Source organism: Leucobacter massiliensis (assembly GCF_002982315.1).
GTDB lineage: Bacteria > Actinomycetota > Actinomycetes > Actinomycetales > Microbacteriaceae > Leucobacter > Leucobacter massiliensis.
Genome location: NZ_MWZD01000008.1, coordinates 99,057 through 113,422, shown reverse-complemented (window position 1 = coordinate 113,422; position 14,366 = coordinate 99,057). Strand labels below are relative to the sequence as shown.

13 protein-coding genes are annotated in these 14,366 nt (G+C 72.7%); 6 read left to right on the top strand and 7 right to left on the bottom strand.

Going from position 1 to position 14,366, the window contains the following annotated elements; all coding sequences use genetic code 11:
• Positions 1 to 95: 95 nt before the first annotated feature.
• Positions 96 to 1,145 carry an AraC family transcriptional regulator gene (locus tag B4915_RS00785; RefSeq protein ID WP_105803957.1) on the bottom strand — a complete coding sequence of 350 codons (1,050 nt, stop codon included), beginning with the start codon at positions 1,143 to 1,145 and terminating at the stop codon, positions 96 to 98.
• A gap of 357 nt (positions 1,146 to 1,502) precedes the next feature.
• On the opposite strand from B4915_RS00785, the gene B4915_RS00780 reads away from it, so the two are divergent.
• Positions 1,503 to 2,627 (top strand): alpha/beta hydrolase, encoded by a 1,125-nt coding sequence (locus B4915_RS00780; RefSeq protein WP_105803956.1) that lies wholly within the window; start codon positions 1,503 to 1,505, stop codon positions 2,625 to 2,627.
• 91 nt (positions 2,628 to 2,718) lie between these two features.
• Here B4915_RS00780 and B4915_RS00775 read toward each other — a convergent pair whose 3' ends face one another.
• The 4 genes from B4915_RS00775 to B4915_RS00760 form a co-directional block, all read right to left on the bottom strand.
• A complete protein-coding gene (locus B4915_RS00775) occupies positions 2,719 to 4,047 on the bottom strand; it encodes a class I SAM-dependent RNA methyltransferase (protein ID WP_425436288.1) in 1,329 nt (442 codons plus the stop codon).
• A gap of 123 nt (positions 4,048 to 4,170) precedes the next feature.
• Complete coding sequence (locus tag B4915_RS00770; protein WP_105803954.1) at positions 4,171 to 4,440, bottom strand: GlsB/YeaQ/YmgE family stress response membrane protein; 270 nt, start codon at positions 4,438 to 4,440, stop codon at positions 4,171 to 4,173.
• A gap of 209 nt (positions 4,441 to 4,649) precedes the next feature.
• A complete protein-coding gene (locus tag B4915_RS00765; RefSeq protein ID WP_105803953.1) occupies positions 4,650 to 4,949 on the bottom strand; it encodes a DUF7882 family protein in 300 nt (99 codons plus the stop codon).
• Between the two features lie 54 nt (positions 4,950 to 5,003).
• Entirely contained in the window at positions 5,004 to 5,327 is a 324-nt protein-coding gene (locus B4915_RS00760) for a DUF7882 family protein (RefSeq protein ID WP_105803952.1), read from the bottom strand.
• A 242-nt stretch (positions 5,328 to 5,569) separates the two neighbouring features.
• Between B4915_RS00760 and B4915_RS00755 the strand changes: the two genes are divergently transcribed.
• Entirely contained in the window at positions 5,570 to 6,205 is a 636-nt protein-coding gene (locus B4915_RS00755) for a Maf family protein (protein WP_105803951.1), read from the top strand.
• A 28-nt stretch (positions 6,206 to 6,233) separates the two neighbouring features.
• Here B4915_RS00755 and B4915_RS00750 read toward each other — a convergent pair whose 3' ends face one another.
• Positions 6,234 to 7,991, bottom strand: a complete 1,758-nt coding sequence (locus B4915_RS00750; protein ID WP_245907269.1) for a PucR family transcriptional regulator — start codon at positions 7,989 to 7,991, stop codon at positions 6,234 to 6,236.
• A 133-nt stretch (positions 7,992 to 8,124) separates the two neighbouring features.
• Here B4915_RS00750 and B4915_RS00745 point away from each other — a divergent pair, with 133 nt between their 5' ends.
• Positions 8,125 to 9,609 carry a CoA-acylating methylmalonate-semialdehyde dehydrogenase gene (locus B4915_RS00745; protein ID WP_105803949.1) on the top strand — a complete coding sequence of 495 codons (1,485 nt, stop codon included), beginning with the start codon at positions 8,125 to 8,127 and terminating at the stop codon, positions 9,607 to 9,609.
• Positions 9,610 to 9,628: 19 nt separating this feature from the next.
• Entirely contained in the window at positions 9,629 to 11,017 is a 1,389-nt protein-coding gene (locus tag B4915_RS00740; protein WP_105803948.1) for an aspartate aminotransferase family protein, read from the top strand.
• A gap of 234 nt (positions 11,018 to 11,251) precedes the next feature.
• Here B4915_RS00740 and B4915_RS00735 read toward each other — a convergent pair whose 3' ends face one another.
• Positions 11,252 to 11,677, bottom strand: coding sequence for a hypothetical protein (locus tag B4915_RS00735; protein ID WP_146119978.1), 426 nt, complete (start codon positions 11,675 to 11,677; stop codon positions 11,252 to 11,254).
• A gap of 176 nt (positions 11,678 to 11,853) precedes the next feature.
• On the opposite strand from B4915_RS00735, the gene B4915_RS00730 reads away from it, so the two are divergent.
• Entirely contained in the window at positions 11,854 to 13,221 is a 1,368-nt protein-coding gene (locus B4915_RS00730; RefSeq protein ID WP_105803946.1) for a hemolysin family protein, read from the top strand.
• Complete coding sequence (locus B4915_RS00725; protein ID WP_105803945.1) at positions 13,218 to 14,264, top strand: hemolysin family protein; 1,047 nt, start codon at positions 13,218 to 13,220, stop codon at positions 14,262 to 14,264. The genes B4915_RS00730 and B4915_RS00725 overlap by 4 nt, the downstream gene beginning before the upstream one ends.
• The last annotated feature ends 102 nt before the right edge of the window (positions 14,265 to 14,366 follow it).

Below are 14,366 nucleotides of genomic sequence, written 5' to 3'. Positions count from 1 at the left end.
TCAAAGTCGTGTAAGGTCTAATGAAGGAGGTTTAAGAACAACAGAACGACCGCACTGCATTTCGTCGGCAGCATCAGTTGTAGATAAGAGACAGGTCATGCCTGGGAACCGCGGCGGAGGCCTCGGGGGGTGGTGCCGAACCAGCGGTGCACGCTGCGGCGCAGCGAGCGCTCGTCCGAGTAGCCGAGGCGCAGGCTGACGTCTGCCAGGGTGAGCTCGTCGCGGGCGAGGAGCCGCTCCGCGAGCGAGCGGCGCACCTCGTCGAGCACCTCGGCGTACCCCGAACCGGCATCCGCGAGGCGCCGGCGCAGCGTACGCTCGCTTGTGGCGAGCGCCTGCGCGTGGCGCGCGAGCGGCAGAACCTCGGGAAGCGCGTCCTCGATGCGCGCAGCCAGCACCGCGACGAGCTCCTGACGGGCGACCACGTGAAGGCTCTGCGCCTCGAGCACCCGGATCGCTTCCGCGCGCGCCCAGCGGTCGGCCGTGGGCAGCGGCTCGCGTGCACGCTGCAGCGGCACCAGCCAGGCATTGCGCCCGGCCCCGAAGCGAGCCGGGGATCCGAAGTGCTCGGTGAACATCCGCGCCTCCGCTGCGGGCGGCGCGGGGCGCGCCAGTTCCACCCGCACCGGCACCCCGGCACCCTCGCGGGCCATGCGGGCGGTGTTCGCGAGTCCCTCTTCCACGAGGAAGCGGTCCACGGGGGAGCGGTCGTCGGAGACGCTGGCCGTGACCACCAGCTGAGCTCCCTCGCGTGCCGCACCCCAGCGCACCATCGATCCCACCAGGCCCTGGAAGCGCATGCCGACCGTCACCGCCTCTTCGAGCGTCGCGCTCGCCATCATCGCGAGGCCGAGCACGCCGGAGGCGGTGATGGGCTGCCGGGCCCCGACGAGCAGGCCGAGGGCGGGCACGCCCAGCTCTCGCAGCGCCGCCCCGATCACCACCCGCCCCTGCCGGTACGACACCCGCAGCGCGGGCGAGTCGAGCGTGGCGCGGCTGAGCGACACGGATCGCAGCGCCCGGTCCAGGGACACGCCCCGCTCCTCGGCGACCAGCACCAGATAGCGGATGATGTGCGGTGCGACGATCGCCGAGGACGGCTCGGTCGGTGGCGGCTCCGGCGTCGCCGGCGGTACCGGGTGCATCTGGCCAGCTTAGGGTGTGTCTGTGAAATCTTCGCCGTTGCGAGCAGGGTCTTGGCGGCCCGAATTGCAAGGCGGAGGAGGAGGCTTTGCTGGCGCGGCCGGCTGGGCGCGGCACGCATCGCGTGCCGCGGTCGGCCGCGGTGGCGCCGCTGCGCCAGGAGCCGACGACGACAACGCGGCAAGACGGGCCGCCAAGGGCCGCGCAGTAGGCGCAGGATTTCACAGACACGCCCTGGCTGGCCGGTGCGGTCCGCACATCGGCTGCCGGCGTCATCCGGCTCCCCACGCGGCACCGCGTAGGGTGATCGCAGCGCGGCCCCCGCGCCCGCCCGCGACGACGACGTCGAGAGGATGCCCATGACCCCGCGCCGCACCGGCCACGCCGAACCTCTTCGTCCCGCGGCAACCGCCGCCGTAGCGGTGCCCCGCCGGGCCGGCGAGCAGGCCCGCCCCCCACGTGCCGAGCGCGCGACCCGCGCGGTCGTCCGCGTGCTCGGGAGGCTCCCCGAAGCCGTCCAGCGCCTCATTGCCGGGCGGCCCGTGGTGATCGACGGGCAGCGCCTGTTCACCGAGGTGCAGATGGTGCTCCGCCTCCTCAACGCCGTGCCGGACAGCGACTTCTCGCGACTGCCGCTCGGCCGGGCGCGTGCCCGGATCGACGCCGAGGCCCGGCTGTTCGGAGGCGACTGGCCGCTCGGCTTCGTCGAGGACATCACGCTTCCGACGCGCGGCGGCACCGTGCCGGCGCGCGTCTACCGTTCCGATCCGACCCGCCCGTCGCGCGGCACCGTCGTCTACTTCCACGGCGGCGGGTGGGTGGTCGGCAGCATCGACTCGGCCGATTCCGCGTGCCGCTTCATCGCGGCACGCAGCGACGTGACGGTCATCTCCGTCGGCTACCGGCTCGCCCCCGAGCATCCCTTCCCTGCGGGGGTCGAGGACGCAGTGGATGCCTACCGCTGGGTGCGGTCACACCCGGAATGGGGCACGTGGGTGGCTGTGGCGGGGGACAGCGCCGGTGGCAACCTCAGCGCCGCGGTGTGCGCCGCGACGCTCTCCGACGAGGCGGGCCCGCCCGACTTCCAGCTGCTCTTCTTCCCCGTCACCGACCTCTCCGCGAAACACCGTTCCTATCGGCTTTTCTCCGAAGGCTTCTTCCTCACCGAGCGGCAGATGGACTGGTACCGGGGACACTACCTGCGCGACGAGGCGGATGCGCGCGACCCGCTCGCCTCGCCACTGCTCGGCGAGCTCACGGGGCACCCGCCGGCGCACGTGGCCGTCTCGGGCTTCGACGTGCTGCGCGACGAGGGCCTGGCCTACGCCGGGAAGCTCGCCGCGGCCGGGGTGCCGGTCACCACCCAGCTCGTCGAGGGTCACATCCACGCCTTCGTCAACGCGAGCGGCGTGGGCCGCGAGAGCAGCCGTGCGTTCGCGGCGTCGGTGCGGGCCCTCGCCGACGCGCTGCCGCCCCCGCGCTGACGCCCGTCCTCGGAGGGGCCGCACCGCGGGCGGGCCCGGGGTCCGGCCGAGCGGCCGTGCTGCGGCCGGCGCCTCGCCGGCCGATCCCGGATCAGGCGCGCTCGAACACCGCGAGCGACTCGAAGTGGTGGGTGTGCGGGAAGATGTCGAAGGCGCGCAGGCCGGTCAGCTCATAGCCGGCCTCGCGCAGGCTCCGCGTGTCGCGGGCGAGCGCCACGGGATCGCACGCCACGTACACGATATTCGCGGGGGCGAGCTCCACGAGCTGAGCCGTCACCGCGCCGCCCGCCCCCGAACGCGGGGGATCCAGCACCACGGTTCCGCGGCGCAGCCGCTCCCGCACCGGCGCGGCCGCGCCGAGCAGTTCCGCGAGGTGCCGGTCCACCCGCGCCGTGAGCGCCAGCGCGCCGACGAGCTCGGAGAGGTTCTCGGCCGCGTCGTCGGTGGCGCTGGGGGCGGCTTCCACGGTCGTCACCTTCAGGCCCGGCCCCGCCGCCTCGGCCATGGCGGCGGCGAGCAGGCCGGCCCCGCCGTAGAGGTCCAGATTGCCAGCGGCCGGGTCGAAGCGGCCGGCCGAGATCAGCCCGTCGATCGCATCGCGCACCGCGGTGAAGAGCACCGCGGGCGCCTCCCGGTGCACCTGCCAGAAGCCGCCGGCGCGCACCTGGAAGCCCCGATCCTCGATGAGCTCGTGCACCGCGTCGTGCTCGCCGGCGCGGCCCCGCTCGCCGGCGAGACCCAGCAGCATGCGCGGGTCGTCGGCGGAGGGGGCGACGAGGTCGACCGTGCTCACGCCGGGCATCGTCTCGTCGAGCGGGGCGATCTGCGCGATGCGCTCGTCGGCGAGCGGCAGCGAGGCGACGGGAACGACCCGGCGGCTCCGCGCGGCGTAGGGCCCCACTGCGCCGGTCTCGGGGTCGACGTGCAGGCGGACCCGGGTGCGGTATCCGAGCCCGTTCGCCTCCTCGTCGCCCGGCGCCGCCTCCACGAGCTCCGCCAGGGTGTCCTCGAGCTCGGCGTCGTTCTCCACGGTGAGCTGCACCCCTCCGAAGCGCTGCATCGCGTCGGCGAGGACCTGGCCCTTCAGGGCCCGCTGCCGGGCCAGGGCGATGTGCCCGAACTCGGCGCCCCCTGCGCGGTGCTCCGGATCGCGCTGGACGGAGGCCTCCGCCCAGACGTGCTCGCGCCGGTCGGGCGAGGCGTCGAGCACCTCGACGGCGGTGGCCCGCGCGAAGGACTTCTTCCGTGCCTCGGTGACGCGGGCGCGGACCCGTTCTCCCGGGATGGCGTCGGCGACGAAGACGACGCGGCCCTCGTGGCGTGCGACGCTCACCCCGCCGTGCGCGATCCCGGTGACCTCCAGTTCGACGGTGGTGCCGGGCTCGAGCTGAGGGGATGAGGCGTGCGCGCGTGATGACATGTCCCCCATTCTCCCATCACGCCCGCACGCCGCTCTGCGCTCCCCGCGCAGAATGCCGGAGGGGGTGTCCGGCTGACGGCGGCCCGCTCCCCAGTCGGGCCGCCGACGTTCGGATCGTGCTCGCTATGCCTCGCGTCGGCCCCGGCCGACGATCAGACCGTAGATGAGGAGCACGACGATGGAGCCGCCGATCGCGAGCAGCCAGGTCTCGATGGAGAAGAAGCCGCCCAGGTCGACGTTGAAGATGAGAGAGCCGAGCCAGCCGCCGAGCAGCGCCCCGACCACGCCGAGCACGAGGGTCGCGATCCAGCCGCCGCCCTGCCGGCCGGGAAGGATCGCCTTTGCGATTGCGCCCGCAATCAGTCCGAGCACGAGAAACGCGAGGATGCCCATGAGAACTCCTTACTGTCGGGGCGGTCCCCGCCGCCCGAGAGGGAGTGGGGGCCCGCCGATCTCATGGCCAGACTATGCGCCGGCCGGCGTGTCCCGGCAGGGCCTTGCGCGGTCGCGCGGCTCGGTGTATGCCCGCGCGGGAATGCCACGCGAATGCCGCGCGGGGGGGCTCCCGGTGCGGTGGGCACCGCGGGAGCCGCCCGGGCGCGCTAGTGCTGCTCGGGCTCCGCGGGCTCGGGGAGCAGGCGAAGCCCGGCGGGGGCGTTCGCCGTCGCCGTGAGCTCTTCGAGCCAGGCGCGGTTGAGTGGCGGGACCTCGCCCTCGTCGAACTCGAACTGCACCGGGATGGTGGGGTGGAGCCAGATGCTGCGCTGCGTGTCCTTCGACGTCCACGTGAACAGCAGGCTCTCCTGATGGCCGAGCTTCGAGACGATCACGGCGCGCAGGTGCGCGAGCGTGCGATCGTCGAACTGGAAGCGGTGCGATGAGTCGTAGTGCAGGGTTCCCATGGTGCCTCCTCGGGCGGGGTCTCGGTGGTCCGGGGCGGGGGTCCTGCCCCGGGATCACGACCGTTGCGCGGCGTGCGCCTCGGCCTCCTTCTCAGACATGAGGACGAGCCCGCGCGGGGTGTGCGAGAGCTCGCCGAGCACGTTGATCCAGGTCTGGTTGAGCTCGGGCGGGCGGCTGCCCGAGAAGCGGAAGACGAGCGGGATCGCCGGTGAGAGCCACAGCGAGACGCGGCCGCTGCCGCGCTCCACGGGGTTCGACCAGCTGAGGAAGAAGCACTCCTTGCGACGCAGCTTGATGCCGACGGCGACCTTGAGGTGGGCGAGTGCGCGATCCTCGACCTGATACTCCGCCGAACCGGCGTAGACGAGATGTCCCATGCTGCACATCATCGCACCCCTGCTGGACCGGCGCCAATCATGACCCGCCCTGACGGCGCGCAGCGGACGATCCGCGACAGCTGCATTCGCGTGCGCGGATTCCGTGCCGGGCGCTGCCTCCGGTCCGATATGATTCGCGACCCGGCAGGAGCCGCAGCGCCGGGGGGCGCCGCGCGAGGCGCGCCCGCACACCCCGCTCGCCGTCCGGCGGCGGACGCGGGCTGCGCCGTAGAATCGCCCCCATGCGCCTGTACCTCGCCTCGACCTCTCCTGCCCGCCTCTCCGTGCTGCGCGGCGCCGGCATCGAACCCCTCTGCTACTCGCCCGAGGTCGACGAGGAGGCGGCGGTGCGGGAGCGCGAGGCGGAGCTGGGGCGCCCGCTCACGGCTCCCGAGCTCACCGAGCACCTCGGGCGGCTGAAGGCGGAGGACGTGGTGCGCCGCCACGGCGCGGAGATCGACGGACTGGTGCTCGGGGGCGACTCGATGTTCCTGCTCGACGGAGAGATCCTCGGCAAGCCGCATCTGCCGGAGGTCGCCCTGGCGCGCGCGAAGCAGCATCGCGGCCGCACCGGGGTGCTGCACTCGGGGCACTGGCTCATCGATCACCGCGGCGGCGAGACGCGGGGCGCCGCAGGATCGGTGGACACGGCGCGGGTGACGCTCTCGGCGGATCTCGCGGACGCCGAGCTGGAGGCGTATGTGGCGAGCGGCGAGCCGCTGGAGCTCGCCGGCGGCTTCGCGATCGACGGATTGGCGGGCGCCTTCATCGAGCGCATCGAGGGCGCGCCGAGCTGCGTGATCGGCCTCTCCCTGCCCGCCCTGCGCCGCCTCGTCGCGGAGCTCGGCCACCCCTATCCCGCTCTCTGGAACCGCTGAGCGCCGGCGGATGGCCGGCGGCGGCCGGTCAGCGGCGAGCGAGGAGGGCGACGGCGAGGGTGGCGATCACGGTGCCGTCGGCGAGGTCCACGTCCAGAAGCTCCTCGATGAGGGCCAGCCGCTGATAGAAGACCGAGCGTGAGAGGCGGGCCCGCTGCGCCGCGAGCGAGCGGTTGGTGGGGTGCGCGAGGTACGCGCGCAGCACCTCGACGAGGTCTCCGCTGTGACCGGGACCGCTCGCGGCGTCGTGCGCGAGCAGCGGGCCCAGCGCGTCGGCCGCGAAGTCCTGCACCTCTGGCGTGCCGGAGAGCCCGCGCACCAGATAGGCGAGCGGCTGCCGCTCCGCCTGCTGCACCGTGACCCTGCCGGTCTCGGCCACCGGGTCGAGGGTGCCGGCCGCGCGCACCTGCTCGAGCGAGGTGATGAGCGCCCGCACCCGCGTCCCCGCCGGCCCGAGGGCGAGGTGGGCACGCCAGGCGGCCGGGGTGGTGGCGGGGAGCAACATGCCCAGCTCCCGGTTCAGCCGCGCCGCGAAGGCCGCCGGATCGGAGGCGCGCGGATCGCCGGCCGGGAAGGAGAGCAGGGCGAGCAGCGTGGGCGGCTCCGCCGCACGATCGGGGGCGAGCAGGACCCGGCCGTCGGGGGAGACCGCGCGCCGGAGCGCCGTCTGCAGCAGCGCCTGCTCCAGCGGGCCCTCGTGGCCACCGCCCGGGGCGAAGTCGCCGATGCCCTGCAGGGTCGCCCCGAGCAGTGCCCGGTCCCGCACCGGCAGACCGCTCGCCGCGAGCTGCACCGCGAGCTCCTCGGCGCGGCGGTAGCGGCCGCCGAGCAGCATGTCGAAAACGCGCTTCGAGCTGAGCTGCAGCCACTGCTCGCCCTCGGGGTCGGCGAGCCTGCCGAGCGCGAGCGCGAAGGCGCCGAGCTCGAGCACCGTGCGGCGGCCGGCCGGGTGCGCGGGGCCGGGCAGGGCGGTGAGCCGCCCCCAGCGGCGGCCCTGCGCCTCCACTGGCACCTGCTCCGATCCGGCGGGCAGGGCGGCGGGCGGCCCTTCGGCCCACTCGGCGAGGGCGTGCGCGGCGGCCGCCTTGCGCGGGACGACGGACTCGGGTGCCGAGCCGCCCGCGCCGTCGCCCGCGATCCGCCCGCGATCCTGCGGGGCCGCGGCTCCCGCCGGTCCTGCCGCGCCGGAATCGGACCAGGCGACCACGCGTCCCGCCGAGTCCTCCAGCACCACGGGCGCCGCGAGCGTGTCCGCGAGCCGCTCGATCACGTAGTCGACGGGGCTGCGGTTGAGCCCCAGCTCGGTGAGCATGGCGTGCACCTCGGCTCGCGCGGCGAGCGCCTCGCTCTGATCGGCGAGGACCCGCTGGTGGATGCGCTGCGTCAGCTGCACGAAGCGCACCTCGCGGCGCAGCACGATCAGCGGGATGCCGCCGGACTCGCAGGCGGAGACGAGCGGCGCGGGGGCCTCGCGGAAGTTGCGGCCGAGCTCGAGCACCACCGCGGCGGGATCCGCGGCGACGAGCGCCCGCGCGAGCGCCGTGAGCGCGGCCGCGTCGCGCGACCAGCCCGTGCCCGTGGTGAGGACCAGCTCGCCCCCGTCGAGCAGCTGCACGCCCTCGACGCCCGCGACCACGTGCGCCCAGCGGGCCTCCCGTCCCAGCCCCTGCGCTCCCGCGACCACCTCCGGCTCGCCCGCCAGCAGCTCGGGCAGTGCGAGCACCTCCGCGATCCCGATGCCTTCCGCCACGTGTTCCTCCTTCGGGCCGCCGCGAGCCGCAGCCATCGTACAGAGTGTACGAGGAATGGCGCAGATCGCGATACTGTGCCGGTGGTGGCTCGCTTGGAGCATTGGAATACTTGCAGAGAGCGGGATCCCATGATCCCGAACATATTGATTGTTTCGAGAGGATTCACGGATGGCACTCATTCCCCACGTCATCGGCGGCGAGCGCGTCACCGACGCCGAGCGCACCCAGCCGGTCTATAACCCGGCCACCGGCGAGCAGCAGCACGAGCTCGCGATCGCCTCGGTCGCCACCGTCGAGCAGGCCATCGCCGCCGCGAAGGCCGCCCTGCCGATGTGGCGGAAGACCAGCCTCACCAAGCGGGCGGACATCTTCTTCAACCTGCGCCAGCTCCTCAAGCAGCGCACCCCCGAGCTCGCCGCGATCGTCACCAGCGAGCACGGCAAGGTCCTCTCGGACGCGGCCGGCGAGATCGCCCGCGGCCTCGAGAACGTCGAGTTCGCCTCCGGCCTGCTGCACCTGCTGAAGGGCGAGCGCGACGAGCAGGTCTCCACCGGCGTGGACGTCCACTCGATCAAGCAGCCGGTCGGCGTCGTCGCGGCGATCACCCCCTTCAACTTCCCCGTGATGGTGCCGCTGTGGATGATCGCGAGCGCGATCGCCTGCGGCAACACGGTGGTGCTCAAGCCCTCCGAGCGCGACCCCTCCGCCTCGATCTTCATCGCCGACCTCTTCCGCGAGGCGGGCCTGCCCGACGGCGTGCTCAACGTCGTCAACGGCGACAAGGTGGCCGTCGACACCCTGCTCGACAGCCGCGACGTGAAGGCGATCAGCTTCGTCGGCTCCACCCCCATCGCGAAGTACATCTACGAGCGCGCGGCCGCGAACGGCAAGCGGGTGCAGGCGCTCGGCGGTGCCAAGAACCACATGATCGTGATGCCGGACGCCGATCTTGACGGTGCGGCGGACGCCGCGGTCTCGGCGGCATACGGCTCGGCCGGCGAGCGCTGCATGGCGGTCTCCGTGGTCGTCGCCGTGGGCGGCGTCGGCGACGAGCTCGTCGCGAAGATCGCCGAGCGCATGGGCAAGCTGACCATCGGCGACGGCACCGACCCCGCCTCCGAGATGGGCCCGCTCATCACGAAGGAGGCGAAGGAGCGCGTCGAGTCCTACGTCGCGGGTGCCGCCGCCGAGGGCGCCACCGTCGTCGTCGACGGCCGCGAGGCGCAGTTCGAGGGCAACGGCTTCTTCACGGGCGTCTCGCTGCTCGACCACGTCAAGACCGACAGCAAGGTCTACCGCGAGGAGATCTTCGGCCCGGTGCTCGCGGTCGTGCGCGTCGACAGCTACGAGGAGGGCGTGCAGCTCATCAACGAGCACCAGTTCGGCAACGGCACCGCGATCTTCACCCGGGACGGCGGCGTCGCCCGCCAGTTCGAGTTCGAGGTCGAGGCGGGCATGGTCGGCATCAACGTCCCGATCCCCGTCCCGGTCGGCTCCTTCTCCTTCGGCGGCTGGAAGGACTCGCTCTTCGGCGACGCCCACATCTACGGTCCCGAGTCGATCCACTTCTACACCCGCTCGAAGGTCGTGACGACGCGCTGGCCCAAGCCGGAGCAGTCGAAGGTCGACCTCGGCTTCCCGAGCAACAGCTGAGGCCGGAGAGGAACGCATCATGGCCGACTACATCGACCTGCACGGCGCCGAGCAGAGCTTCGGCGACACGGAGGCCCAGCGCGAGGTGCGCAAGAACGACCGCGACTACGTCTTCCACTCCTGGTCGGCGCAGGCGAAGATCGACCCGCTGCCGATCGCGAAGGGCGAGGGCGTGCGGTTCTGGGACTACGACGGGAACGAGTTCCTCGACTTCTCCTCGCAGCTCGTCAACCTGAACCTCGGGCATCAGCATCCGGGGCTCGTGAAGGCGATCCAGGATCAGGCGGGGCGCCTCGCCACGATCCAGCCCGCGATGGCGAACGACGTGCGCGGTGAGCTGGCCAAGCGCATCGTGGAGCACTCCTTCGAGGGGGCGCGCTCGGTGTTCTTCACGAACGGCGGCGCCGACGCGAACGAGTACGCGGTGCGCATGGCCCGCCACCACACCGGCCGCCAGAAGGTGCTTGCGCGCTACCGCTCCTACCACGGTTCGACCGCGACGGCGATCACGCTGACGGGCGAGCCTCGCCGCTGGGCGAACGGCACGCTCGACGCGGGCGTGGTGCACTTCCAGGGGCCCTTCCTGTACCGCTCGGCGTTCTACGCCGAGACCCCGGAGCAGGAGACCGAGCGCGCGCTCGCGCACCTGCGTGCGACGATCGAACTGGAGGGCGCGAGCACGATCGCCGCGATCATCCTGGAGAGCGTCACGGGCACGAACGGCATCCTGGTGCCGCCGCCCGGTTATCTCGCCGGCGTGCGGGAGCTGTGCGACGAGTTCGGGATCCTGCTGATCTGCGACGAGGTGATGGCCGGCTTCGGCCGCACCGGCGAGTGGTTCGCGTTCCAGGCCTTCGAGGTGCGCCCCGATCTCGTGACCTTCGCGAAGGGCGTCAACTCGGGGTACGTGCCGCTGGGCGGCGTGGTGATCTCCGAGGCGATCCACGACACCTTTGCCGAGCGCCCCTTCCCCGGCGGGCTGACGTACAGCGGGCACCCCCTGGGCGCCGCCGCCGGCGTCGCCACCTTCGACATCTTCGAGGAGGAGGGCATTCTCCAGCGGGTGAAGGATCTCGGCTCGCGGATCGTGGAGCCGCGCCTGCGCGAGATGGCCGAGAAGCACCCCTCGGTGGGCGAGGTGCGCGGCACCGGCCTGTTCTGGGCGATCGAGCTGGTGCGGGATCGCGCCACGCGCGAACCGCTCATCCCCTTCAACGCGGCGGGCGAGGCTGCGGCCCCGTTCAACGCGGTGGTGGCGGCCTGCAAGCAGGCGGGCCTGTGGCCGTTCGCCGCGGGGAACCGGCTGCAGATCGCGCCCCCGCTGATCATCAGCGAGGAGGATCTCGTGCGCGGCCTCGACATCATCGACGCGGCGCTCGACGTCGCGGACGGCTACGCGGCCGCGTAACCCCGCACCTCGCGCAGGGCCCCGCTCCGGTCTCCGGAGCGGGGCCCTGCCGCGTCCGCTGCCCCGTCGGCTGCCGCGTCCGTTGCGCCGCGGCTCGCTGGCGTGTACCTTTTTCGCCGGCGTGTACCGAAAATACCGTGCGCAAGGTACACGCCGGCGAAAAAGGTACACGCCGGCGGAAAGGTACACGCTGGCGCATGCGGGCCCGCGGCCCGGGCTGGGCCGCGGTGCGGCTCAGGCGGCGAGCAGCGGGAGGAACGAGAGCGCGGCGGCGACCACGCCGACCGCGGTGAGCGTGAGGCCGGCGAGCGTGAGGGCGTGGGCGAGGGGCCGTCGCGGCTCGGGGCGCAGGCGCTCGGGGCGCAGGCGCTCGGGGCGCCGCTCGCTCGCATAGGCGCGCACGGTTTCGCGCCCCCGCCACAGGCGCAGCTCCTCGGGGCGCAGCGTGCGCTCGTGGAAGTCGTCGCCCGCGTACCAGCGGACACGCACCCTGCGCCCGGCTGCCACGGCGCCGTCCTCGACGAGCACCGCCTCGACCGGCAGCCACCGGCCGTCCCCGGCGCGCAGCAGCAGGCCGAGCGCGAGGGCCGGGAGGCCGATCCCGAACCCCAGCCACGACAGCACCTCGCCGATGGCTCCCAGCGCGTCGATCGTGTTCACCCGGATCCTCGTCTCGTGCTCGCGGCGGAAGGCCCCCGGGGGCACTGCCGCGCATCGTCCACAATTGCACGGCGTATAGGCGGATTCCCGGTTTTCGCCGCTAACGTGCTGCGCATGGACGATAGTAGCGGTCATAGTCCCAGGCTCACCCGTTCAGCTGCGGCTGGGGGTGAGCGATGACAGCGGAAGCGTGGGGGATCCTCGCCGGAGTGGTGCTCACCATCGGCACCGGCGTGTTCGTGGCCTCGGAGTTCGCACTGGTGAACCTCGACCGCGCGGAACTGGAGCAGCGGCGCTCCCGCGGTGAACGGCGGCTCGGCCCCACCATCGCCGCGCTGAAGATCACCTCCACGCACCTGTCGGCCGCGCAGCTCGGCATCACGCTGACCACGCTGCTCGCCGGATACACCTTCGAGCCCGCCATCAGTGCACTGCTCCGCGAGCCGCTGCAGGCTCTCGGCGTGCCCGCGGCCGTCGTGCCGGGCGCGGGCGCCGTCGTCGCGATCGTGCTCGCGACCCTGTTCTCGATGATCCTCGGCGAGCTGATCCCCAAGAACTTCGCGCTCGCCGTGCCCCTCGCCACCTCGAAGGTGGTCATTCCGCTGCAGATCGCCTTCAGCTTCGTGTTCCGCCCGGTGGTCGCCGTCCTCAACGGCACCGCGAACCGGCTGATCCGCGCGATGGGCATCGAGCCGAAGGAGGAGCTCTCGGGCGCGCGCACCGCCGAGGAGCTCAGCTTCCTCGTCCGCCGCTCGGCGCTGGAGGGCTCCCTCGATCACGACGACGCCGCGATGCTGCACCGCACGCTCGCCTTCTCCTCGCACACCGCGGAAGAGGTCATGACGCCGCGCGTGCTCGCCGAGATGCTGCCGCGCACCGCCACGGCCGCCGAAGTGGTGGCGCTGGCCGCTGAGACGGGGCTCTCGCGCTTTCCCGTGGTGGGGGACTCGGTCGACGAGGTGCTGGGAGTGGTGCACGTGAAGTCGGCCTTCGCGGTCGATTTCGAGCGCCGCGACTTCACCCCGGTCACGGAATTCATGGCCGAGGCCGTGCGCGTGCCCGAGACGGCCGGCGTCGCGTCCCTCATGGAGGTGCTGCGGCACCGCGGCTTCCAGTTCGCGGTCGTCGTCGACGAGTACGGCGGGACCGCGGGCGTCGTGACGCTCGAAGACCTCGTCGAGGAGCTGCTCGGCGAGGTGAACGACGAGCACGACGTGCCCGAGGAGGAGATCGTGCGCGGCGCCGGGGAAGTGCTCTTCCCCGCCTCCCTGCGTCCGGACGAGGTGTGGGAGCGCATCGGCGTGCGCGTGCCGGAGGGCGAGGAATACGAGACCGTCGCGGGGTACGTCTTCGACCTGCTGGAGCGCATCCCCGACCTCGGGGAGGAGCTCCCGCTGGAGCACGGCACCCTGCGCATCGAGGAGATGGAGGGGTCGCGGATCACGCGGCTGAGGTACACCTCCGCCGATCCGGCATCCGATCCGGCGTTCGGGGAGCCGCGCGAGCGCGTGCTCGAGGCCTTCGAGCGGGGGGCGAAGCGGTGAGCGAGTATCTTCCGGGCCTGATCTGGCTGTTCGTGCTGCTCGCGGTCAATGCCTTCTTCGTCGGCGCCGAGTTCGCCGTGATCTCGGCGCGCCGCTCCCAGATCGAGCCGCGCGCCGCAGCGGGCAGCAGGGCGGCCCAGACCACCCTGTGGGCGATGGAGCACGCGACCCTCATGCTCGCGACGGCGCAGCTCGGCATCACCGTCTGCTCGCTGGTGATCCTGAACGTCTCGGAGCCCGCGATCCACCACCTGCTCGAGATCCCGCTGCTCGCCTGGACCGGGCTCACCGCGGAGGCCGTGTCGATCGCCGCCTTCGTGGTGGCGCTGGTGCTGGTGACCTTCCTGCACGTGGTGTTCGGCGAGATGGTCCCGAAGAACCTCGCCTTCTCGGTGCCGGATCGCGCGGCGCTGATCCTCGCCCCGCCGCTCGTGTTCGTCTCGCGGATCGTGCGGCCGGTCATCGGCTCGCTCAACTGGGTGGCGAATATGACGCTGCGCGCGGTGCGGGTCGAGCCGCGGGACGAGGCGAACACGGCGTTCACCATCGACCAGGTGGCGACGATCGTGGAGCAGTCGACCCGGGAGGGCACGCTGGAGGACACCGGGGGCACGTTGACGGCGGCTTTCGAGTTCACCGAGAAGCGCGTGAGCGACGTCGAGGTGCCGCTCGCGGCGCTGGTGCGGCTACCCGCGGCTGCGACGCCGCGACAGGCGCAGGAGGCGGTCGCCGCGCACGGCTACTCCCGCTACGTGCTGGATTCGGAGGGGGGCGTCCCCGAGCACTACGTGCACATCAAGGACATCCTGGGCCTCGCCGGCCCGGGCGAGGCGGACCGGCCGGTGCCGCCGGAGCTGGTGCGGGAGCTGCCCGAGGTCTGCGCCGACGACGAGCTGGAGCATGCGCTCGACGTGCTCCGCGCGAGCGGCTCGCACATCGCTCGGGTGTGCGAGGCGGGCGGGCGGGCCACCGGCGTCCTGTTCCTGGAGGACATCGTCGAGGAACTGGTCGGCGAGGTGCGGGACACCGCGCACTTCGCCTGATGCTGTGTGCGTCGTGCGGTGCGCTGCGCGCTGCGCCTGATGCTGCGCGCGGCGCACCCCGACGCGAAACGGCGCCCCGGCCCCTCGCTGAGAGGTGCCGGG